This is a genomic window from Gordonia lacunae, assembly GCF_002149015.1.
Taxonomy (GTDB): Bacteria; Actinomycetota; Actinomycetes; order Mycobacteriales; family Mycobacteriaceae; genus Gordonia; species Gordonia lacunae.
Window position 1 is genome coordinate 64,964 of record NZ_NGFO01000007.1, and the last position, 20,813, is coordinate 85,776.

Here is a 20,813-nt window from a genome sequence, read left to right on the forward strand (position 1 = left end):
GACGCCACGGGAGGAGAGGTGGATGACGCTCGCGGGAACCAAAGGCGTGCCACGCGCGGAGCGGGAACAGCAGATCATCGATGTCGCGACGGCTGAATTCGCCGAACGTGGCTACGCGAACGCCTCGTTGGTCGAGATCGCCGCGGCGGCCGGTATCTCGAAGCCGTTGATCTACACCTACTTCGGGTCTCGCGACGGTCTGCACGCGGCATGCGTTCAGCGGGCGGGAGAGCAACTCGTCGCGGCAGTGACCGCAGCGCAACAGGTGCAGGGGACCCCGCAGCGGGCGTTGGCGACGTTGACGGCGATTGTCGAGGCACTCGACGGCGGCACCGAGAAATGGCGGGTGCTCTACGATTTCACCCCGCCCAAACCGAGCGCCGCGTATGACAGAACGCGCCACTACCAGCAAGCGCTCAACGCACTGGGTTCGGAAGGGGTGGCCGAGGTCCTGTCGGAACGTTCCGGTCCGATGTCGGCAGAGTCCCATTCGTTGTTGCTCGCGTGCTGGTTCAGCGTCGTCTCCGCGGTGATCGACTGGTGGACGGAGCATCCCGACCTGACCGCCGCCGAGATCACCCATCACTGCCACCAATTGGTCACGGCGATCCAGAACCCGGTCTGAAGTCTGACGCAGGGTAGGAGTCATGGTGAGCACCGGCGCGGTTGTCGGGCCAGGGGGAGGCGACCACCTGTTCTGCCGTGGGATTTGCCGCGTATGCCGCGAAACGCTCGTCGAGTTGACGCGTTCGGGATCATGGAGTCATGGAAAACCGATACGAGGCCTGGCCCGCTCTACCAGTGGAATCGTGGATCGACACCAGGGACACGGTGCAGTTGTGGACCCAGATCGTCGGCAAGACGCGTCTCGCTCTCGGTCCCGAGGTCAATCACTGGTGGGGGGTTCCGCTCTACGTCGACGCGCGTGGACTCACCACGTCGCTGATGGCCGTCGGAACTCGCGGTCTGGAGATCCGCTTCGATTTTCTGAACCACGAGTTGATCTTCCTGGTGACCGACGGCAGCTCTCGTCGGATGGCGCTCGAGCCGCGGACAGTGGCCGACTTCTACGCCGAATACACCGGCCACCTCACCGACCTCGGCTTCCACATCGACCTCGTCGGGACCCCTGTCGAGCTGCCTGACGCCACGCCGTTCGCCGAGGACACCGCTCATTCGTCGTACGACGCATCAGCGATGACGAGGTTCTGGTGGTCGCTGGTGAGCGCTCAGCGGGTGCTGTCGAGGTTCCGTGGCGAGTTCAGGGGTAAGTCGTCGCCTGTCCATTTCTTCTGGGGCGCTTTCGATTTGGCGGTCACCCGGTTCTCGGGTCGGAGCGCACCCCAGCATCCCGGCGGGGTTCCGAACTGTCCCGACTGGGTCATGCACGAGGCCTATAGCGACGAGGTGTCGAGCGCAGGATACTGGCCGGGAGGCGCCGAGGAAGGTGCCTTCTACGCCTACGCGTATCCGCATCCCGAGGGTTACGACACCCATCCTGCGGTGGAGGCCCCGGCTCACTGGGATGCCGCGCTGGGAGAGTATGTCCTGCCGTACCACCTCGTTCGCCAAGCGCCGGATCCGGACGCCGTGGTACTGAAGTTCCTTCGCCAAACCCACCAGGCCGCCGCGGAGACCGCCGGCTGGGAGTGAGCGCGAACGGTCGGGCACGTGCTCGCATCCGAGCGTCGTGACCGAGATCTGACGACGGCCGGTTACTCGCCCAGCAGCGAGTCCAGCGTCTCGAACGCCGCACGCCATCCGGCGGCGGCGTACTCGTACTGCTCGTCCGTGAGATTCCCACCCGTCTGGCTGAATCGAACCTCGGTGCCGGCGTCGACGGCGAGGAAGTCAGCGGTGAGGCGTTCACGCTCGTCGCCGGGTTCGTCGGTCATCGTCAGGACGAGCCGGTTCGGTCGCTGAACCTCGATGTACTCGCCGCGCCAGTGGAATTCGGGCACTTCGTCGCCGACGATCATCGTCGCGGTCCAGGTACCTCCGGGACGGGCATCGAGCGTGACCGAGTCGGTGGGCACTTCGTTCGCGCTGCCTCCGAACCAGGTCGCGAAGAGCGCTGGTGTCGTCCACGCGTCGAAGACGGCGTCGGGAGAAGCGCCGAAGGTGTGTGTGAGGGTCGCTCCGGTGCTGTCGGTCATGGGTACCTGCCTTCTGGTCGTCGACGTCCGGGACATCGATGCCTCGGTGCGAACACTGTCGTCCGCACCGAGGCAGACCCTCAGGATGGTCAGAACTCATCGGCAGCGGGTGCGCAAGCCGTCGCGCCTTTAGAGCGCTGTCGAGCCCTTTCTCAGTGTCGAGCCAGGGAGGGCTCGGGCGACTCCGGTACGGGGCGAGAGTCAGTCGAATTCGTGGGTGCCGCCCGGTCGCGTCGACGTTCGAGAACAGACTGGACAGTCAGCTTTCCGGGCCCGAGGACGACCAGGATCAAGAGCGCCCAGCAGAAGAGCGCCGAGGACTCGCCGTCGTTCTGAATCGGCAACAGACCATCACCCTGGTGCTTCCAGAAGTAGGCCACCGCCATGCTTCCCGCGCTGACGAAGGCGGCAACCCGGGTTCCCGTACCGGTCATGATCAGCAATCCGCCGACCACCTGGATCGCGGCGGCCCACCAGGATGGCCACGCGCCGAACTCTGCCATCGCGCCACCGTACGGTTCGATCGGCCACGCCCACAACGTCGTTGTCCCATGGCAGAAGAAGAGAAAACCGATGACCACGCGGTAGACGCCGATCACCCACGGGCAAGCAGTCTCTGTTAAGGCAAGCATTGCCTAACTATTGCACGGACGTGCCTGATTCCGACCGATGTAGCGATCCACATCACAGCGGGTTCCTGTCCGTACGTCCGTGCAAGAATCAAACCGGTGAGTCGGGTGAGACGCTGGACGTGGTGCGCCGAACCAGCCGTTACTCTCCGATATCGGGGTTGTCCTGTGGTAGCACTTCGGCGAGGTACCCAGCTGGTGCGACGACATGGGATGTGCGACTGCGGGTCCACACTGCACGACCTCCGACCGAGCGCATATCCATGGGCGGCCCGCCTTCGAAAGCCGGCCACAGGACCCACTGGTCGGCAATCAAATCGACTTGCACGCGCCCCGCTGCCCACACGATTGCTTGCGCCACGGTGCAGTCCGCGTCGGTGGGTTCGGTCGTCCACACCCATATCCTGTTGTTCGAGTCTCGTACGTCGAAGATCAATGCGCCGACGGTGTCGAGATAGACATTCCACACCGACGACGCGCAGTCCCACGAGTAGGACCGCGCACCGGTCTGCATGAACAGCAAGTCTCGTCGCACCGTCTCGATGGCTTGACGCCATTGGGCGGCAGTGTGCCGGGGCCTCCGGTCACCGAGCCATCTGGCCAGCGAGTCCAGCGCGCACTGGGTCCGAACCAGTCCTCGAACCACTCGTTCCGCCACACGTCCACCTGTCGCACGCTAACGACTTCGCTTCGCTCTCGCATCGCAATTCCCCGGCGAGTGAACGCGACATCAGGAGGGGAGTCCGCTCCGTCCTCTTCTGCTGGATGCTGCTCCGGGTGAACGGCGACCGGGAAGGTGATCGTGCTCGATGGTCATCCGCGGCCAAGGTGGTTGCCGCAAGACCGCTGCTGATCCCAGCGCCGCCGCGACGAGGCCGGTGATCACTCCGAGAAGGGCTACCCGGCCACTGTCGACGGCTGGGGTCCAGGTCGTTGTCCCGTCAGTCACCGTGTACGCGCCGATCGCCACCGGCCGGCCACGAAAACCGCTGCGTGACACCGGAATCATCGTCGTGTGCTCATCGATCGTGATCGGGTCGCCGAAGTACGTGCCGCGACCGGCGGCGGGTTCGCTGATCGACATCGGGTTTCCTCGCGTTCGGTGAGAGTGATCTGCAGGGGACCAGTATCGATGGCCGAGACCTACCGCGCGCGCGATCCGGTCGAGCATGGGCCACATCGGCACAGAATCCAGCCTCGCCGCTCCCGATCGGCCGAGGGGCCTGGCGCGCGCCGTCTCGGTTTCCGGGGCGTGTCCGTTTCTGATCGCACGTCGACTCAGAGGTGTAGCCGATACACTCACCGCCAGCCGGCGCCTGATTCACGGCCGCCGAACGACGATGATCGTGGAGGCTGGCGTATGGCGGAAACCGGTGGGCGACGGACGTGGGTGAAGGCTCTGGCGATTGTGGCCGGGGTATTGCTTGTCTATGTCGCGGTGCTGGCGGTGTACGCCGCCGGCGATTCCGGCGACGATTCGGATACCCGGAAACCGGCGGCGAACGGCGTCCTGGTGTATGTCGACGTCGACGCAGTGAACGGTGGAGCCTTCGAAATCGGCGGTCACGTCACGGTCTATGCCGGCGGTGATCTGGTCGACGCGCGAGGAGACCTCACAGAGGATGTGACGATCGACGTCTCACCCATGACGTCGTCCACCGAACTCAAGTTCTCCGCGGGTACGCGGCCCGGCACCCTCCCGGTGACGTTGTACAGCGATGGTGACATCCGACTGTGGCCGTTCGACAGCTACGTGTCGGATTCGGTCACCGTCCAGGCGTACGGCCCGGGCGACGCGGAGTTGCCGACCGAGGTCGCGGTCACCGATTCATTGATCGGCTGGCACGTCACAGCTGGAGACAGTGCTTACACCGGTGGGCAGGCGTTCACGATCACCTCGTCGAGGACAGCCGGATCCCTGACGTTCGATCTCGCGTTGTGCGTGATGTTGGTCGTCTTGCCCGTCTGCACTCTGTTCGTCTCGATTCAGACCGTTCGGCGCCGCAGAGCGTTTCAGCCTCCTATGGTCACCTGGTTCGCGGTGATGCTGTTCGCCGTGCTACCGCTGCGCAACATCTTCCCCGGTTCGCCCCCGTTCGGGTCGTGGGTCGACTACTCCGTGGTGCTCTGGGTTCTCGGCGGCCTCGTCGCGTCGCTCGTGTTTTATGTCATCGCGTGGTGGAAACAGGCACCGTGAAGCATGAACAGATCGGCGCACCGGGGCCGATGTCGATCTGATTGCGCCACCGGCGCCCGGCCAACTCCCGGCCGGACGCGCGCCGGCGGGCGGCTGACCGCCACCGGGACCGCCCGCACCAACAGATGTGGTTCCGGCAGAGGTTCGCGAGTTCATACGGTGAACGGTATCGACGCACGCTGCTCCGTCCCTGGGAGAAGGCTGGGTGGTGGCGGGGATCCAGGGCGACCGCCTTCGTGGTCGACGGCTGTCACATTCGCGCAGCCGTCGGTGTCTTGAGGTCGAGCACTTCGAGCATCGACGAAAGGTACGACCATGGACACCACCGGCATCACACGAATCGACGGCGAGAAGGTCGACGGGCGGCGGCCACGGGTTGTGGTCCTCGGCGCGGGCTACGCCGGCGCGATGGCGGCCAACAGGCTTCGGCGCAATCCCGCAGTCGACGTCACGGTCGTGAACCCACAGCCGTTCTTCGTGCAGCGCATCCGGCTTCACCAGTTCGTGTCGGGAACCGGTGATCCACAGGTCGGCTTCGACGACGTGTTGGCCGACGACACTCGCGTCCTCGTCGACATCGCCACCCGGATCGACACCGGCGGGCGCCGCGTTCATCTGGCGTCGGGCGCACACCTCGATTACGACTACCTGGTCTACGCGATCGGGACCCGGCACCGCACCCCGGAAATCCATGGGGCAGCAGAGCATGCTCTGTTCATCGCCGATTGGGTGGGTGCACAACGCATCCGCGAACGCGTCGAGGGTCTGGGGGAGCACGAGACGGTCACCGTCATCGGTGGTGGGCTCACCGGCATCGAAGTCGCCGCAGAAATCGCCGAGACCGGACACGGCGTCCGGTTGGTGGGCGGCCGGGGGATCGCGACCTCGGTGGGCGCCCGCGCTCGGCGTGCCACGGAGAGGCAGCTGAGTCGGCTGGGCGTCGACGTCGTGGATCAGGGACGGGTGGTCGAGGTCGGTGAGCGGACCGTCACCGTCGACATCGATGGCGAGCACACCGTACTTCCGAGCGCAGCAACGATTCTCGCCACCGGCTTTGAGGCGCCGGAACTCGCGGCCGTCAGCGGCCTGGCGACCGACGAGATCGGCCGTCTCCGCGCCGACGCTACGCTGAGCAGCCTCGACGACGATCGGGTCGTCGGCGCCGGTGACGCGGTTGCGGTCGAGGGAATCACGCTGCGGATGAGCTGCCAGGCCGCCGAGCCGTTGGGTGCTCAGGCCGCGGACGCGGTGCTCGCGAAGATCGCCGGTGAGCTGCCGAACATCGTTGACCAGGGCTTCGTCGCGCAGTGCGCCAGCATCGGCCGACGTGCGGCCACACTGCAGTTCACGCGCCGCGACGATTCGCCGACGCGTGCGGTGGTGACCGGCCGGCTCGCTGCCTGGACCAAGGAGTTGGTGTGCCGCGAAACCGTGGAGAACATCCGGCGTGAGGCCGCGCGACCCGGTAAGTTCAGCTGGTTCAGCGGACCGAAGACAACGATCATCGAGCCAGAGCCGGCAGGGCGATGACCACGACGAGGAACGGGGTGTCCATGGCAGACGGCGAATCCGACCGTCGTGCAGCACGGTTCGCCGAACTTCGGCCACTGCTGTTCACCGTCGCCTACGAGATCGTCGGGTCCGCGGCCGACGCGGACGACGTCCTGCAGGAGAGCTACCTGAGGTGGGCGGCAGTCGACGACGCCGATGTCACCGATCCGAAGGCCTACCTCGCGAAGATCGTCACACGTCAGGCACTCAACGCGCTGCGGTCGCGTTCGCGGCGTCGGGAAGAGTACGTCGGCCCGTGGCTGCCGGAGCCGATCCTGCTCGACGAGCGTGACCTCGCCGACGACGTCGTACTCGCCGAGTCGGTGTCCACGGCGATGCTGGTGGTGCTGGAGTCGCTGAGTCCCGACGAGCGTGCGGTGTTCGTCCTGCGCGAGGTGTTCGGGTTCTCCTTCACCGAGATCGGGTCGATGGTCGCGAAGTCCCCGGCCGCGGTGCGCCAGATCGGGCACCGCGCCCGGTCGCACGTCGAGTCGCGGCGGCCGCGTTTCGACCCGGTCGACGCCCGACGAGCAGCAGCGGTCGTCGAGGAGTTCCTCGTCGCCGCGCAGTCGGGGGACGTCGAGCCGCTGATGGCCCTGCTGTCACCCGACGTCGTGTTCACCGCCGACAGCGACGGCAAGGCGACGGCGGTCAAGCGGCCCATTCACGGTTCGCTGCCAGTGGCGCGCCTCCTCGCCGGATTCGCGCGGCTCGGGACGACGATCGACGACTACCGCGCCGAGGTCGCCGTGCTCAATCACGAACCGGGCATGCTCGTCTACTTCGACGGACAACTGCAGGGCGTCTTCACGTTCCACATTGTCGACGGCGTGATCGAGCAGATCTACGCGATGCGCAATCCCGACAAACTCGCCGGGGTGGCGGAGCCGCGAACGATCGCGCGCTGAGATCCGGCCGCGGGTCGGCCGCGCTCGTAGGCCCGCACATCGTCGACGTTCACGTCGACACGCTCGACGGACGGCCGTGTGACCCGGCTTGGACGGCGGGTTCCTCGCGGGAACACGTCGACGGATGCCGGGCCGGGTTTCGTTCTGCGACGATGGTTCGATGATCGGGAACACGTTGAGGTCGGCGCTGCGAGTTCGCACGACGTTTCGGCATGGCATGCCGACGACCGACTTGCGGATGAACCTGCCTCCCGAAGCGGTGTGGGCGACCATCACCGATGTGAATGCCTGGCCGTCATGGGGTCCCACGGTCTCTGGAGCACGAGTGGACGGAGGTGTCGAGTTGGCCACTGGCACAACGGGAACGATCACGACCATCGCGGGGGTGCCCCTGCCTTTCGAGATCACCGAGTTCGTGGATCAGCGGTCGTGGGCCTGGAAGGTGGCGGGGGTGCGGGCGACACGACACGAGGTCATACCGGTCGCGGGCGGCTGTGTCCTCAGTTTCGGGGCCCCGGTCTGGGCGGTGGCGTATCTACCGGTGCTGGCCATCGCGTTGCCGCGCATCGAACGGATCGCGTCGAGAGGAGACGGCTGACAGTGGTGCAGACGGCCGCCGCGCAGACGAGGATCCATATCCGTTCCCCGGAACGTGCGGGAGTCGACAGGGTGACGTCTTCGCGCAGGATTCGATCGGCTGGCCGCCGGACGAGCCGTATCCCGGCTCGCGATCGCTGTGTCCGCGGACGTAGGGCGGTCATCTCGGGATCATCGATCATCATTCGGAACTTGTGGTGGCGTGTCCTTCGGCGGTCGCCGGGCGGGCGGGGATGAGCCGTGCCCACCCCTGTGCGAGGAACTCGAGGAGGTCTTCGGCCGATTGTTCGGCGGGGTCGGCGGTGTGCCAGACGATGTGCCCGTCGCAGCGGACGACGACGGCACCTCCCCGGGTGAGGCCGTAGAGATGCTCGGCTGAATCGGGAGCCACACATGCCGCGCGGACATCGACGATGTCGGCCTCGAGCGGATTGATGAGATCGGGGTCGAGGCGTTCGCGCCAGGCGTCGGGGTCGGTCGTCATCACGGTCAGGAGGACCGGCGATCGATCGACCAGTTCGAGGATCGACCGGCGCTCGTCGCCGACATCGACGGCGACGTGCGGGAGGCGCCCTCCGGCTACGACGGTCGGCACGTACTCGACGACGTCGCCTGGGACCGTCGCTCCTCGTGGCGTCTCGTCGCCGGCGATCAACGGCCCTGCGTAGCGGTATCCGAATTCCAGTCCCGTGGAGACGAAATGGGGGACCTGGTCGGGGATGGCCTGGGCGGCGCGGTCGCGCACGCGTCGGGCACGGGCCGAGTCGCGACCCAGCACCGCCGTCCGCGCCAGGCCCGCGCGGATCAGCTGGTCCGACGCCCGTGAAGCGAGAGTGTCGGGCATCCACGTCAACGGTGGCTTCCCCATGAGAGTCGTGACGGTCTGCAGCGCGCGATTCGTGGCGCCGAAATGCTTGGTGACGGCGTCGAGGGTGAAGTGATTGCGGACGCTGTGCTCGGCGAAGAGTTCGACGACCGGTCGACGCTCGATCTCGTAGGTGTCGAGCAGGGTGTCGTCCGCGCGGCAATTCAGCACCGCGCCGAGTTTCCAGGCCAGGTTGTGCGCGTCCTGCACACCGCTGTTGAGGCCGTATCCCCCGGTGTGGGGAAATCGGTGTGCGGCGTCGCCGACGAGGAGGACGGGTCCGCTTCGGAACGACGACGCCGTTTGCGACGTCATCGTCCACGTACCGGTCGACTTCATCTCATACGCCTTGTCCGCGCCGAGGACCCGGGGCAGGGCGGTGCGCCAGTAGCGCTCGGCGTCGGACGCGATGGGTTGACCCGGGTGGACGTATGTACCCATCAAGATGTAGTGGTCGTCTGCGTGGGCGATGAGGACACCCGCGAAATCCGGCTGGTAGATCCACGTCAACAGCGGGCGCTCCCGCGGGTGCAGGTCCGGGGAGCGGAAGAACGCGCTTGCCATCCGTGCCAGGACCGGGCCCTGCATGGTGATGCCGAGCAGATCGCGGACGACACTGTTCGCGCCGTCGGCCGCGACTACAAACGGCGCTGCGGCCGTACCTGAGTGGGTGTGTACGGTCGCGCCCGATCGGTCAGGGACGACGTCGGTGACGGTGACGTCGCGGTGGAACGAAATGAGCGGCTCGGCGTCGAGGCGCGTCCACAGCAGCGGCATCAGCAGGTGCTGGCCGACGTGCGAGATGAGGTAGTCGCTGTGCGAGCGCACCCTGTCGAGTTGTTCGGGTTCGGAGAGGAGGTCGATCTCCCCGAGGGGGGTGGCGCCGACCGACGAACACCAGCGAATCAGATTGATGTCGGAGATCGGCGGGGAGAGCGCGGCGATCTGCGCAGCCAGTTCCGTGTCGATCTCACGCCAGATTTCCAGCGAGCGGGCGTTGATGACGTGCGCCGCGGGGTGACTCAACGGGTCATGGCGTCTATCGAGGATGGTCGATGCGATGCCGCGGGAGGCGAGCAGCAGGGCCAGGGTCGAGCCGGCGGCACCCGCACCGCAGATCACCACCGGGGTGTGCAGCGGTGTGATCATCACAAGGTTCGGAAGGTGATGGCGCGCTTGTTGACACGCGGGCGTGTGCCGGGACGGACACCGGCGTTGCGGGCGGTGAGGGATTCCGGTGGTTCGCCGGCACGCATACGCTCGAGAAGGTAGGTCGGATCGATCGTCACCCCGATCGGGTTCTCCGCGAACTCATCGCTGTCGAAGAACGCCGCAGTCTCCGCGGGCGTGGCGAAGTTCTCCACCTGGAACTCGAGTCGGGTCCCATCGGGGTCCTCGTAGTACAGGGATGTGGTGGGTCCATGGTTGATCGACCACACCGGATCGATGCCGCGTGCAGTGAGGCGTTCGTGGTTGAGCAACAGCCGCTCCAGCGAGCTGTAGGTGAACGCGAGGTGATCGACGCCGAGGATCTTCCGGCGCAACCGCGCGAGCGGAAACAGTCGTCTGACCAGTCCGGGGATCTTCACCAGCGCGAGACGGTGGCTTTCGTCATCCCAAGTTAAGAATGCGATCCGGGAGTCCTCGTGGACGACCCGCGCGCCGAACACCGTGCCGTACCAGTCGATCATCTCGGCCGCTCGCGGTGTCTTGACGACGTAGTGCGCGAGGATGTCGGGTGCGAGTGCCGCGGTGCTGGGGGCCGGCGTGTTCAAGAGAACCTCTTCCGTTGCTGCGGGTGCGAGTATGGGCGTCTTCTGGGTGCCGAGATCGAGCGCGCCGTCCCGCGTCCGGATGGATGCGGTGACCGTGTCTCCGGGCCGCAGGAACGGTCCGGACACGTTGCGGCGGACGAACATCTGCCACATGACATGCTCGGGCAGGAGCGCGGTGGCGAGCCGTCGCACGAAGGCCGGCGGTGACTTCGCGGCGGTGCCGTGCGGGGTGCCCGTGAGGACCACGTCTCCGGGCGACAAGTTGGAGAACGTGCTCAGCTCCGTCAATGACTCCGCCGGTCGGTAGACCATGTTCGACGTGTTGTCCGTCTGTCGCAGTTCACCGTTGACGCGCAGCTCGAGATCGAGGTTGTCCAGTAGCGGGTAGTCGGCCGCCTCGAGCAGGACCAGCTCCGGCCCGAGTGGGCAGAACCCCCGGTAGCTCTTCCCCTTCAGGTACTGCCCCTGCGGTAGTTGCACGTCGCGGGCGGACAGGTCGTTGGCGACGGTCACCCCGGCGACGTAGCGGGGCAGGTCAGAATCGGTGACGGTCACCGGCCCGTCGATGGAGGTACCCATCACCAGGGCGAGCTCGATCTCGTGGTCGAGCAGGCGCACATGCTGAGGACGCTCGACGGGATCGTACGGACCCGTGACCGACGCATCGGTCTTGTCGAAGAAGAGGTTGAAGGCGCGGTTGTCCGGATCCATCCCGGATTCGATGGCGTGCTGCCGGTAGTTGGCGCCCTGGCACATCACCCGACACGGGATCGTGATCGGCGACTGCACGTCGACACCGGGCAGAAAGTGGCTGGGGGCGCGGCGACGTGCGTCGTCGATGTCGCCACGTCCGCTCTCGAGGAGCGCCCCGGTCGTCGGATAGTGGTCGGTCAGCGCGGTGATGCCCTCCCCGTTCACGACCCCCCAGTGCGTCGCACCGTCGTTGGTGTACCTGATGACGCGGATCGCCATGACTGCCCCTCCTCGATCGGATGACTCGGACGGAACGCTACCCATTTACTTGACTAGAGGTCAACGAGTCGAGATCAACCGGCAACCGCCGAACTGTGCGCCTTGACGGTGCGGTTGATCGCAGGCCGGTGGCGATCGTGTACTCGCATCGCCGAAGTCGGCGCGCCGTCGCCTCCTGGTTTCGTTGACATAGAATCAACGAAACCATACGGTGGCGTGATGAGAGCGACATCGTGCGGTCCACACCGGTGTTCGTCTGCTCGCTCCACGACGAAATCCGCGCCGGCGACCGCTCGATCGTCCTGGTGCGCATCGACGAATTCGAGCTCTCACCCGATGGTGCCCCGCTGGTGTTCCACCGATCGGGCTATCACACGCTCGCCCGATGACACCGGGGCCTCAATTCATCGCCCCCTGCAGATGAGGAGACAGTCATGACCGCCGTCCATCAACCCGAGATCGGCAGCGTCGGAGAGGTTCTCGAGCGTGTGCGCGCTCTGTTGCCGACGATCGCCGAACACTCCGCGGAAAACGACCGTCAGCGGTGCGTTGATCTCGACGTCATCGAGGCGCTGCGGGAGGCCGGAGCGTTCCGCATCGCGGCGCCCCGACGGCACGGTGGTCTCGAGGCGGGCCTGCGGTCGATGCTGGACCTGTCGGCGTTGATCGCCGAGGCTGACGGCGGGACGTCATGGGTGACAACGTTGTCCAACATCCAGTCGTGGTCGACGTGCATGTATCCGAGCCACACCGTCGACGAGGTCTACGCCGATCATGGGCCAGACACCATCTGTTGTGGCGTCGTGACACCGGGTGGGACCGCTCGCAAGGTCGATGGCGGGTACCGCGTCACCGCCCAATGGCCCTACGCGTCGGCCAGCAACCACGCCGACTGGTGTGGAGGGGGCGTGTGGTTGCTCGACGGGGACGGCGATGAGGAAGACCAGGCCATGGTCCTCATCCCGCGCGGGGACGTCACGATCAAGGACACCTGGCATGTGGCCGGCATGCGAGCCTCGGGCAGCAACACGATCGTCGCCACCGACGTCTTCGTACCCGAACATCGGCTCATCTCGATGCTGCCCATGATCTCGGGGACCTATGTGGACGACTTCCCGAACAACCCGTTCTACCGTTCGGCCTTCGGCCCCATGCTCATCATGGTCCTGGTCGGCCCTCAGCTCGGACTCGGCCGTGCTGCCCTGGATCTCACCATCCGCAAAGCCAGTTCAAAGGCATTGGCCTACACCAATATCGAGCGTCAAGAGGATTCAGTGGCGTTCCAACTGCTCGTGGCCGAGGCCGCCGCGAAGATCGAGACCGCGCACCTGCACGCGTACCGCGCCGCCGATGACGTCCAGCGGTACGCCGACCAGGGCGTCTACCCCGATTTCGCCGCGCGCGCTCGGATCCGCGCCGACTCCGCGGTTGCGTTGCGCAGCGTCAACAGCGCGATCAACACGCTGCTCGATGCGTCCGGTGCCGGCAGCTTTGCGGAAGTGAATGCCATGCAACGGATCTGGCGCGACTCCAACGTGGCGTCCCGCCACGCCGTCATGCTGCCGCAAGTCTCGATGGAGTCCTATGGCAAGGCGCTCCTGGGCCGCCGCGACCACATCACCGCGATCATCTGACACGTGCGCCACAACCTGTCTGCCACATCACGAGAAACGAGGCGCGATGCCCGAGATCACCACGAGAAGGACACTGAACGTCGCCGCACAGAAGGCCTGGGCGCTCGTTTCCGATCCGTCCCGGTTCGCCGAATGGAACACGCTGCACACGCGGTGGGAGAGTGAACCCCCCACCTCGCTGGAGTTGGGGACAAGGGTCACCGAGGTCGTCACCATCAAAGGTGTCGTCGACAGGATCGACTTCACCACCACCGCCTACGACGCACCCCGATACGTCCAGCTCGAGGGCAACGGGAGCACCGGATCATCGGTGCAACTCGATTTCGCGATCGACCCCGAGGGTACGGAAGCCTGCGTCGCGACACTCCACGTCGTGTTCACCAGTTCGATCCTGTTCGGTCCGCTCGGATCGATAATCCGCAAGGCCTTTCGCAAGCATCTCGACGAATCGCTGGAAAGACTGAACGACCTGCTGGCCTAGGGTGGGGGCCGGACCGGCTGAAATCAGTCGTCGAGCGCCCGGACCGCCCGGTCGACGTCGAACGTCTCGTCCAGAGCGGGCGCGGTGGCCAGGCACGCCACGATCAAGGCCTCCATCCATGCCAGCAAACGTCCGGCCTCGACAGCGTCGGTGTCGTCGAGCCACTGCACAACGGCCTCGTCGATGGCACTGACCACCGCTCGTCCCAACAGACGTAGGGCGGGATTGGTGGCGTCCAATCCCAGCAGGTCGGCGAACGCCCCAAGGGCCTGCCACCTGGCCGCCTCAAAGATCTCCCATGCCTCGGAGTCCACCCCGCGGCCCCCCAACACCAGCCGCAGGGCGAGGCCGCGGTGTTCCTGCAGATATGCGAGGTGCTGTTCGAGTGCGCTGTGGATCACCTCGCGTGGTGTTGCCCCCGGCGCGAAAGTGAAGGCGGCGTTGAGATGTTCGGCAGTCGCCTGGACCGCGGCGAGGTAGATGCCCCGCTTGCTGCCGAAGTAGTGGAAGAGCAGTCCGTGCGCCACATTTGCGCGGGCGGCGATGTCCGCGACGGCAACCTGCTCGTAGTCGGTATCGGAGAACACGGCGATGGCGACGTCGATCAACCGCGCCCTGGTCTCGGCAGCTTGCGCTGCCCGCTTCGTGGGTTTTCGCGACGGGGATGTCGGCACGGCGCGTGCTCCTCACTGATCGTTTGTCGGCTGCGATCCTATCGCCGCGACGATCATCCGATGACGGGCACTCGTCCCGCCGTCAACGCCGTGAGCTCATCCTCCATCGCCGAGTGGACACGGCTCGCGTAATGGTCGACGGACTCACCGTGGTTCGGCCGCATCGGCGGCAGGATCGTCGTCGTCAACTTCGTCGGGAATGGAAGGTACGGCAAGAGCCCCACCAGACCCGCATTGATGCCCCACGGGAGTGACACCGTGAGAGGGAAGGACTTCAGGCGAAGGAGACGACCCAGTCCAGCGAGGCGGGCCAGACGTCGTCCTGCGCCCAGTACCACCAGCGACTCGCCGGCGCCGGCGGTGACGACCGGGACGATCGGGACGTCGGCGACCATCGCGAGCTTTGCGAAGCCCGTTCGTCCGGCGAAGAGGACCTTGTTGCGATCGGTCCATGACTTGAACCCGTCGATGTCTCCTCCGGGGAACACCAAAGCGTGATTGCCCGACCGCAACGCGCGGAGCCCGGCTCCATGGCTGGCAGGGACCGCGTCGAACTTTTCCAGGATCGGTCCCACTCCGAGTGTCCACGCGATCTGGTGGGTGAGGATCGCAACCCGACGTCGGTCGCCGATCCTGTCGTAGGCCGATGCGAACGCCAGTACGTTCAGATCGAACACCCCACCGAAGCCGTGGTTGGCGACGAACAAGACAGGACCGGCGGGCATGGGCGCGCGCTGCTCGGCGCTGATCCGGTGGTACAACCGCCCAACCGCGACGGTCAAATCCACCAGCCGGCGGGCTCGTTCATCCATCGATGGACACCATCGGCGCTCCGGGCATCAGCCGAGGCCGTAGGAGTGGGCCATGACCGACTCGATCACCCGACGAGGGAGTAGACGTCGCGCGGTGAACACCAGTGGGGCTCGGCTGCCGACGGCGTAGAGAGGCTTCGGTTGCGGTGTGGTCGCGGAGTGCACAATCGTCCGCGCGACGCGCTCGGCCGAGATCCCCTGTGATTCCTTCGCGTCGAGTGCCCCGACGGTGGTGGTGAACGCCTCTCGATAGGGCGAGTCGTCAGAGATGTACTTCGTCCGGCGATCAGACAGCCCCGTGTCGATCGAGCCGGGCTCCACGGTGGTGAGGTGAATACCGAACGGCGCCAGCTCGAGTCGGGCCGCTGTCGCGAACCCCTTCAATGCAGCCTTGCTCGCCACGTAGGACGACCGGAAGGCCAGCGGGAAGCTGGCGAGCATCGAACCGACGAACACCACCCGGCCCTGCCTGCGGGCACGCATCGCCGGAAGGATCAGCTGGGTCAACTCGATGTGCCCGAGGACGTTCAGTCGGAAGAGCCGCTCGAGCGCGTCGATCGGGAGTTCCTCCAGCGGTCCGCACTGGCTCTCTCCGGCGTTGTTCACCAGAATGTCCACATCGATCTCGGACAATCCGTGCGCGAACGACCGGACCGACTCCGGTGACGCGAGGTCCAGGTCGCGATACTCAACCCCCGGAATGGGGTTCACCACCGACCTGCTGTTCCGACTCGTCCCGATCACCCGGTAGTCGTGGGCAGCCAGTGCTGCAGCTGTCGCGCGACCGATCCCGGACGACGCACCGGTGACGACGGCTGTTCGCACAGAGGCCCCCCTGATAGACGGAACGGTCGGAGCGGACGCACGCTCCAGGAAGCGATTCGGCAGTGGCATTGCTCGATGCCTGGTCGGCCGACGAGACCACGGCGGGCTCATCGGCGCAGGCGGACCGGATACGCCGAGTAGCCGTGCAACACACGGGTTCTCCGCCGAACCGGCAAACCGTCTCGAACGAGGGTGGGGTAGCGCTCGAACAGGGTGCGCAGACCGACCTCGGTCTCGGCGCGAGCAAGCGCTGCCCCGAGGCAGAAGTGCCGGCCACCGGAAAACGAGTGGTGCTTGTTCGCGTTCTCGCGGTCCACATCGAAGCGATCAGGATTCGGGAACACCGACGGGTCGCGATTCGCGCCGGCCAGTACGAGCAGGACCATCCGCCCCGCGGGAATCGTGGTCCCGGCGAGTTCGGTTCGCCGCAGGGCGGTTCGCGCGGTCAGCTGGACCGGTGGCCGCAAGCGCAGCATTTCGTCGGACGCGTTGGCCCAGAGGTCAGGTCGCTCGAAGAGGAGCTCGAGCTGGTCGCGGTGTCCGGTCAGGAGGTCAATACCACTACCGAGGATGTTCACAGTGGTTTCGAACCCCGCGGCGAGAACGAGTCCAGCGGTCGCCAGCAATTCGTCTTCGGTGAGGGCGACGCCGTCGTCTCGCACGGCGATGAGCTGGCTCATGAGATCGTCGCCGGGATTGTCCCGCAGACTGCTCAGGTGTTCGCGGAGCCACTCGACGAAACTGGTGAGCCCCTCGTCGACACGACGGTGCTCGGACCATGACAGTCCCAGATCCAAACTCGGGGCGGCGATTTCACCGAAACGGAGAATCAGATCACGCTCGCTCTGCGGGACACCGAGGATATCTCCGATGACCGCCACCGGCAGCTGGGCACAGTACCGTTCGATGATATCGACCGTGCCGGTCTCGCCGTCGAGGTCGTCGAGGAGTCGAGTGGCCGTGTGTTCGACATTGTCGCGCATCGACGCGACGGCTCGTGCCGTGAACACCGAGGAGACGAGTCTGCGATAGGTGGTGTGCGACGGGGGTTCCGTGGCGAGGAGTGACGGCGGACGAAGGGGGTGAAGTCCCCTCGGCCGCGTCCACTGCTCGACGGCGGCGATTGGCCTGGGTCCCCGCGGGCTAGCGCCGACGGTTCGAAAGTCGTTCGACCGCAAGACATCGTGAACGACGCCATGGTCGACGGTGACGGCCGCGAGCCTGCTGTGTGCTATGGGCCCGTGGGAACGGATTTCCCGGTGTATAGGACCGGGGTCGACGCGCACTGCCGGGTCACTGACGATGCGCGCTTGCAGGTCGCCCAGCATCACACCCACGGGCGCCATCGCCCGCACGATTCCGTGCGTCGCCATCCAGTGTGCGCGCCGGCGAAGAGGCTGATCTGAACCAGGCACTCATCGCCTCCCGAACTCATCGATGCTTCCCGACGTCAACGGACCCTTCGTGTCTTCGGTCGTTAGTGGATCGAGAAGAGGGCCCGTGGCGATGATAACAACAGTTGACTTGAAGTCAACGTCTGGATGGTCGATGCGAGCGGCGCGTGACGGCGGCCGTGAAGAGAGGGCGAAGATCGCGGTGAGCGGGAATTATCTCGGCCCCGACTTGGGTAGTACTCAGTTGTGAACATCGATCTGACTGGAAAGACCGCGCTCGTCACCGGATCAACCCAGGGCATCGGGCTCGCCATCGCGCAGGGCCTGGCCGCCAGCGGCGCGCGGGTGGTGATCAACGGCCGCAACCGCGACAAGGTGGACGAGGCCGTGGCAACGCTCGACGGGGACATCACCGGTGTTGCCGCCGACGTCGCCACGGCCGAGGGTGCGCATACCGTCCACGACCAGCAACCGCACGTCGACATCCTGGTCAACAACCTGGGCATGTTCGGTGCAGTGCCGGCTCGCGAGATCACCGACGAGCAATGGCGAACGTATTTCGAGGTCAATGTCCTCGCCGCAGCCCGCCTCATCCGCCTCTACTTGCCGTCGATGGTCGAGCGCGGGTGGGGCCGCATACTGCAGATCGCCAGCGACTCGGCAGTCGTCATCCCGGAGGAGATGATCCACTACGGGGTGTCCAAAACGGCGCTTCTGGCCCTGTCGCGCGGATTTGCCAAGGACGCCGCGGGTTCTGGAGTCACGGTCAACTCCGTCATCGCCGGGCCCACCCATACCGCGGGAGTCGAGGATTTCGTCTACCAGCTGGTCGACAAGGAACTTCCGTGGGATGAGGCTCAACGTGAGTTCATGCGACGGCACCGCCCACAGTCGTTGATCCAGCGACTCATCGAGCCCGAGGAGATCGCCAACATGGTCACCTACTTGGCCTCACCACTGGCCACCGCGACCACCGGTGGAGCCCTCCGGGTTGACGGCGGGTACATCGACTCCGTGCTGCCCTGAGAGATTCTGGCGACAACGCAGGGTGACGTCTCCGGCTAGTCACTGGTTGCGGGTCGGGGGTGTCCTCCCGCCAGGTCGCGCCTGCGCCGCCTGAACTCTGAACCCTGCGCCGACCGAACTCTGAAAAAGATGGGGGAGTGCCGGTCTGTCGCGAGTTGCGGTCGCTCTAGCGTCGCGCCGTTGACTTTTAGTCAATGAGTTGTGACGATGTTGACGATGTCGTCGAGTTCGGGGGAGGTCTGCCGTGGGTGGCGTCCATGAGGTCTGGAGCGACTATGGCGCTGCCTTGCCCGGCGCGATGCCCTCGGATTGTTGGCGGAAGTGGCTGCGTAGTGTGAAGACATCGACGGCCCGCATCAACTGTATCGACATCCCGCATGACGATGGTCCGACAATAGTTCTGCTGCACGGGATCTCGGCGAGTTGGAAGTGGTTTGCCCATCTCTTTCCGGTGCTGTCTCAGCACTATCGGGTGGTGGGGCTGGATCTTCCCGGCTTCGGAGGATCGGCATTCTCCCGCCACCATCTCACGTTCGACGGACTCGCCGCCGCGGTTGTCGACGTGTGCGACGAGCTCGCCATCGATGCACCCGTGATTCTGGGCCACTCGATGGGATCGATGGTGGCTACTCGGGTCGCGGTGCGACACCCGGGCCGGCTTGACGGTCTGATCATCACCGGCGGGCCGATCCTGTCCCTGGTCCACCTCGTCCGACACCCGATCAGCACGTTTCGCCGCAACCGGCGATCGGTGGCGACCCTGGTCGCCGAGTCGGCGGTCGTCGGACTGCCACTCCCGCAGCCTGTGGCGGGTCTCATCTCCGGGTCGGCGAGCCTGCGACAAGCCGCGCTGGGAGCATTCGTCGCCCGACCCGACCTGCTCGACCCCGAGGTTGTGCGCGCCACCATGCAGGACCTGGGTGCGCCCGGGACCTTCCCGGTCCTGGCCTCGGCGGTGACGAGTGACCCCGGCCGTGACCTGGAGCAGGTGAGGTGCCCGACGCGGATCTTGCGCGGCGACGGGGATCCGTTGTCACCGCCGGACGATGTCGCATCGTTCCTGTCAAGAGTGCCTTCGGCGGACGAGATGCGATTCGACCACACCGGCCACTGGCCGCACATTGAACGCCCCGTCGGTTCGTCGAAGAAGTGCACCGTTTCGTGTCACCCGGGGACGATCCACTCCGGTTCTGATGCGTTACCGGATTTCGAGACGAAGTCTGAGTTCTATCGATCGATGAATCGCACAAGAAGTCGCCCGACTGCAGCAGATCGGGTCGACCGGTCCGGGCGATCACAGTTCAGGGAGGTTGAAGATGATCCTGGTGACAGGAGCTGGCGGGAGCGTGGGTCGTGCACTGGTGCGCGGCATGCGAGAGCGCGGTGTCGACAGCCGTGCGTTCGTCAAGAACGCACGGCAGGGCCGTGTGGCGGTCTCCGATGGAGCGACCGAGGTCGTCGTCGGCGACATCCGCTCGCGAGACGATGTCGTCGATGCAGTGGCCGGGGTCACGCGCGTGTTTCACGCGACCCCGACGAGCGTGATCCGCGAGGTGTCCATCGCGGAGAACATCGTCGGCGCCGCGAGAGAGCATGGGGTGGAGCACATCGTGTACCACTCCGTGATCCACCCCGAGATCGCCGAGATGTTCCACCATCAGGAGAAGGGGCGGGTCGAGGACGTCTTCCGCAGCTCGGGCGTGCCGACGACATTCCTTCGAGCATCGCACTTCATGCAGAACTACCTCGACTTCTGGGAGTTCATCCGCGGCGGTGTACTCCCGTACCCGACATCACCCGAGTCGGTGATGGGCGTGGTGGACGCCGAGGACGTGGGGGAGGTCGGTGCCCGCATCCTGGCGGCACCTGTGACGAGCCATGCCGGAGCCGCCTACGACCTGTCGACGCAGGAACTCACACGACATGAGATGGCCGTCGAGTGGAGCAGGGTTCTCGGACACGATGTCTCGGCTGTGCGGCTTCCGGCGAACGTGGTCACAAACCCCGTGCGCGGGGTCGGTGCCACGGCTTCGGTGGCGACAAAGTCGTTGCGAGCCACTCATTTTCGGGCTCCAGCGCAGATCGCCCGGGGGATTCGACAGTCGTCGAACGCCAAGGGTGTTCGGGACTGGCCGAAAGAGTCGCGGGACTGTTACGTCACGATGATGCAGTACTACAACAAGAACGGCCTACCCGCAGGCGACATGACAGTCCTGCCCAGACTGTTGGGGCGACCTGCGACAAGCTACCGGGAGTTCGCCCGACGCGAGGCCCAACGACGAGGAGTGGTGACGGTGGGCTGAATCCGTCGCGGGTC

General features: G+C 65.7%; 21 protein-coding genes and 1 pseudogene. 12 read left to right on the forward strand and 10 right to left on the reverse strand.

The genetic code is table 11. The annotated features are described in order from the left end of the window. Positions 1 to 22: 22 nt before the first annotated feature. Together CA982_RS07925 and CA982_RS07930 are read left to right on the forward strand one after the other, a co-directional pair. A complete protein-coding gene (locus tag CA982_RS07925) occupies positions 23 to 625 on the forward strand; it encodes a TetR/AcrR family transcriptional regulator (protein WP_086534790.1) in 603 nt (200 codons plus the stop codon). Positions 626 to 765: 140 nt separating this feature from the next. Then, positions 766 to 1,653 carry a DUF5996 family protein gene (locus CA982_RS07930; protein ID WP_086534791.1) on the forward strand — a complete coding sequence of 296 codons (888 nt, stop codon included), beginning with the start codon at positions 766 to 768 and terminating at the stop codon, positions 1,651 to 1,653. Between the two features lie 62 nt (positions 1,654 to 1,715). Here the strand turns inward: CA982_RS07930 and CA982_RS07935 are convergent, their stop codons facing one another. The 4 genes from CA982_RS07935 to CA982_RS07950 all read right to left on the reverse strand — a co-directional run bounded on the left by CA982_RS07935 (position 1,716) and on the right by CA982_RS07950 (position 3,869). Then, the gene (locus tag CA982_RS07935) at positions 1,716 to 2,156 is read right to left on the reverse strand and encodes an SRPBCC family protein (protein ID WP_086534792.1); all 441 of its coding nucleotides are present in this window, start codon (positions 2,154 to 2,156) and stop codon (positions 1,716 to 1,718) included. A 152-nt stretch (positions 2,157 to 2,308) separates the two neighbouring features. Further along, on the reverse strand, positions 2,309 to 2,788 hold the full coding sequence (locus CA982_RS07940; protein ID WP_086534793.1) for a DoxX family protein: 480 nt from the start codon (positions 2,786 to 2,788) through the stop codon (positions 2,309 to 2,311). A gap of 139 nt (positions 2,789 to 2,927) precedes the next feature. Beyond that, on the reverse strand, positions 2,928 to 3,299 hold the full coding sequence (locus CA982_RS07945; protein WP_144066002.1) for a hypothetical protein: 372 nt from the start codon (positions 3,297 to 3,299) through the stop codon (positions 2,928 to 2,930). 216 nt (positions 3,300 to 3,515) lie between these two features. After that, positions 3,516 to 3,869, reverse strand: coding sequence for a hypothetical protein (locus CA982_RS07950; RefSeq protein WP_086534795.1), 354 nt, complete (start codon positions 3,867 to 3,869; stop codon positions 3,516 to 3,518). Between the two features lie 48 nt (positions 3,870 to 3,917). Between CA982_RS07950 and CA982_RS07955 the strand changes: the two genes are divergently transcribed. From CA982_RS07955 to CA982_RS07970, 4 genes are all read left to right on the forward strand, one after another. Then, entirely contained in the window at positions 3,918 to 4,982 is a 1,065-nt protein-coding gene (locus CA982_RS07955; protein WP_244176164.1) for a DUF4436 family protein, read from the forward strand. A 315-nt stretch (positions 4,983 to 5,297) separates the two neighbouring features. Beyond that, positions 5,298 to 6,512 carry an NAD(P)/FAD-dependent oxidoreductase gene (locus CA982_RS07960; protein WP_086534797.1) on the forward strand — a complete coding sequence of 405 codons (1,215 nt, stop codon included), beginning with the start codon at positions 5,298 to 5,300 and terminating at the stop codon, positions 6,510 to 6,512. Positions 6,513 to 6,535: 23 nt separating this feature from the next. Further along, positions 6,536 to 7,441 carry an RNA polymerase sigma-70 factor gene (locus CA982_RS07965; protein ID WP_244176165.1) on the forward strand — a complete coding sequence of 302 codons (906 nt, stop codon included), beginning with the start codon at positions 6,536 to 6,538 and terminating at the stop codon, positions 7,439 to 7,441. 217 nt (positions 7,442 to 7,658) lie between these two features. Further along, complete coding sequence (locus tag CA982_RS07970; protein ID WP_086534914.1) at positions 7,659 to 8,039, forward strand: SRPBCC family protein; 381 nt, start codon at positions 7,659 to 7,661, stop codon at positions 8,037 to 8,039. A 180-nt stretch (positions 8,040 to 8,219) separates the two neighbouring features. Here the strand turns inward: CA982_RS07970 and CA982_RS07975 are convergent, their stop codons facing one another. Beyond that, on the reverse strand, positions 8,220 to 10,052 hold the full coding sequence (locus CA982_RS07975; protein WP_086534799.1) for an FAD-dependent monooxygenase: 1,833 nt from the start codon (positions 10,050 to 10,052) through the stop codon (positions 8,220 to 8,222). Next, complete coding sequence (locus CA982_RS26830; RefSeq protein WP_244176166.1) at positions 10,052 to 11,650, reverse strand: fumarylacetoacetate hydrolase family protein; 1,599 nt, start codon at positions 11,648 to 11,650, stop codon at positions 10,052 to 10,054. Before CA982_RS26830 ends, CA982_RS07975 begins: the two co-directional genes overlap by 1 nt. 233 nt (positions 11,651 to 11,883) lie before the next feature. Between CA982_RS26830 and CA982_RS26335 the strand changes: the two genes are divergently transcribed. The 3 genes from CA982_RS26335 to CA982_RS07995 are packed head-to-tail and all read left to right on the forward strand — an operon-like array spanning position 11,884 to position 13,765. Then, on the forward strand, positions 11,884 to 12,039 hold the full coding sequence (locus tag CA982_RS26335) for a flavin reductase family protein (protein WP_158097800.1): 156 nt from the start codon (positions 11,884 to 11,886) through the stop codon (positions 12,037 to 12,039). A 45-nt stretch (positions 12,040 to 12,084) separates the two neighbouring features. Next, positions 12,085 to 13,284 carry an acyl-CoA dehydrogenase family protein gene (locus CA982_RS07990; protein WP_086534800.1) on the forward strand — a complete coding sequence of 400 codons (1,200 nt, stop codon included), beginning with the start codon at positions 12,085 to 12,087 and terminating at the stop codon, positions 13,282 to 13,284. A gap of 46 nt (positions 13,285 to 13,330) precedes the next feature. After that, positions 13,331 to 13,765: a type II toxin-antitoxin system Rv0910 family toxin gene (locus CA982_RS07995; RefSeq protein ID WP_158097801.1), complete on the forward strand. Its 435-nt coding sequence runs from the start codon at positions 13,331 to 13,333 to the stop codon at positions 13,763 to 13,765. Positions 13,766 to 13,788: 23 nt separating this feature from the next. On the opposite strand, the gene CA982_RS08000 is transcribed toward CA982_RS07995, so the two are convergent. From CA982_RS08000 to CA982_RS08015, 4 genes are all read right to left on the reverse strand, one after another. After that, on the reverse strand, positions 13,789 to 14,439 hold the full coding sequence (locus CA982_RS08000) for a TetR/AcrR family transcriptional regulator (RefSeq protein WP_086534802.1): 651 nt from the start codon (positions 14,437 to 14,439) through the stop codon (positions 13,789 to 13,791). Between the two features lie 53 nt (positions 14,440 to 14,492). After that, the gene (locus CA982_RS08005) at positions 14,493 to 15,251 is read right to left on the reverse strand and encodes a 1-acyl-sn-glycerol-3-phosphate acyltransferase (RefSeq protein WP_086534803.1); all 759 of its coding nucleotides are present in this window, start codon (positions 15,249 to 15,251) and stop codon (positions 14,493 to 14,495) included. 27 nt (positions 15,252 to 15,278) lie between these two features. After that, a complete protein-coding gene (locus CA982_RS08010; protein ID WP_244176167.1) occupies positions 15,279 to 16,076 on the reverse strand; it encodes an SDR family oxidoreductase in 798 nt (265 codons plus the stop codon). A gap of 107 nt (positions 16,077 to 16,183) precedes the next feature. Beyond that, positions 16,184 to 17,086, reverse strand: a complete 903-nt coding sequence (locus CA982_RS08015) for a cytochrome P450 (RefSeq protein WP_341865023.1) — start codon at positions 17,084 to 17,086, stop codon at positions 16,184 to 16,186. Between the two features lie 630 nt (positions 17,087 to 17,716). Between CA982_RS08015 and CA982_RS08020 the strand changes: the two genes are divergently transcribed. The 3 genes and pseudogenes from CA982_RS08020 (at position 17,717) to CA982_RS08030 (ending at position 20,799) form a co-directional block, all read left to right on the forward strand. Next, entirely contained in the window at positions 17,717 to 18,496 is a 780-nt protein-coding gene (locus CA982_RS08020; protein WP_086534806.1) for an SDR family NAD(P)-dependent oxidoreductase, read from the forward strand. A 298-nt stretch (positions 18,497 to 18,794) separates the two neighbouring features. Next, positions 18,795 to 19,616: pseudogene (locus CA982_RS27180) on the forward strand (alpha/beta fold hydrolase); the annotation flags it as partial. A gap of 196 nt (positions 19,617 to 19,812) precedes the next feature. Next, positions 19,813 to 20,799, forward strand: coding sequence for an SDR family oxidoreductase (locus CA982_RS08030; protein ID WP_086534807.1), 987 nt, complete (start codon positions 19,813 to 19,815; stop codon positions 20,797 to 20,799). The last annotated feature ends 14 nt before the right edge of the window (positions 20,800 to 20,813 follow it).

Excerpts from the sequence above, each read along its gene's own strand:
- CA982_RS07935 (WP_086534792.1), bottom strand. The coding sequence starts at position 2,156 with ATGACCGACAGCACCGGAGCGACCCTCACACACACCTTCGGCGCTTCT.
- CA982_RS08005 (WP_086534803.1), bottom strand. The coding sequence starts at position 15,251 with ATGGATGAACGAGCCCGCCGGCTGGTGGATTTGACCGTCGCGGTTGGG.
- CA982_RS08030 (WP_086534807.1), top strand. The coding sequence starts at position 19,813 with ATGATCCTGGTGACAGGAGCTGGCGGGAGCGTGGGTCGTGCACTGGTG.
- CA982_RS07975 (WP_086534799.1), bottom strand. The coding sequence starts at position 10,052 with ATGATCACACCGCTGCACACCCCGGTGGTGATCTGCGGTGCGGGTGCC.
- CA982_RS07990 (WP_086534800.1), top strand. The coding sequence starts at position 12,085 with ATGACCGCCGTCCATCAACCCGAGATCGGCAGCGTCGGAGAGGTTCTC.
- CA982_RS07930 (WP_086534791.1), top strand. The coding sequence starts at position 766 with ATGGAAAACCGATACGAGGCCTGGCCCGCTCTACCAGTGGAATCGTGG.
- CA982_RS07950 (WP_086534795.1), bottom strand. The coding sequence starts at position 3,869 with ATGTCGATCAGCGAACCCGCCGCCGGTCGCGGCACGTACTTCGGCGAC.
- CA982_RS07925 (WP_086534790.1), top strand. The coding sequence starts at position 23 with ATGACGCTCGCGGGAACCAAAGGCGTGCCACGCGCGGAGCGGGAACAG.
- CA982_RS07940 (WP_086534793.1), bottom strand. The coding sequence starts at position 2,788 with ATGCTTGCCTTAACAGAGACTGCTTGCCCGTGGGTGATCGGCGTCTAC.
- CA982_RS07965 (WP_244176165.1), top strand. The coding sequence starts at position 6,536 with ATGGCAGACGGCGAATCCGACCGTCGTGCAGCACGGTTCGCCGAACTT.
- CA982_RS07945 (WP_144066002.1), bottom strand. The coding sequence starts at position 3,299 with ATGCAGACCGGTGCGCGGTCCTACTCGTGGGACTGCGCGTCGTCGGTG.
- CA982_RS07970 (WP_086534914.1), top strand. The coding sequence starts at position 7,659 with ATGCCGACGACCGACTTGCGGATGAACCTGCCTCCCGAAGCGGTGTGG.
- CA982_RS07955 (WP_244176164.1), top strand. The coding sequence starts at position 3,918 with ATGGCCGAGACCTACCGCGCGCGCGATCCGGTCGAGCATGGGCCACAT.
- CA982_RS07995 (WP_158097801.1), top strand. The coding sequence starts at position 13,331 with ATGCCCGAGATCACCACGAGAAGGACACTGAACGTCGCCGCACAGAAG.
- CA982_RS07960 (WP_086534797.1), top strand. The coding sequence starts at position 5,298 with ATGGACACCACCGGCATCACACGAATCGACGGCGAGAAGGTCGACGGG.
- CA982_RS26830 (WP_244176166.1), bottom strand. The coding sequence starts at position 11,650 with ATGGCGATCCGCGTCATCAGGTACACCAACGACGGTGCGACGCACTGG.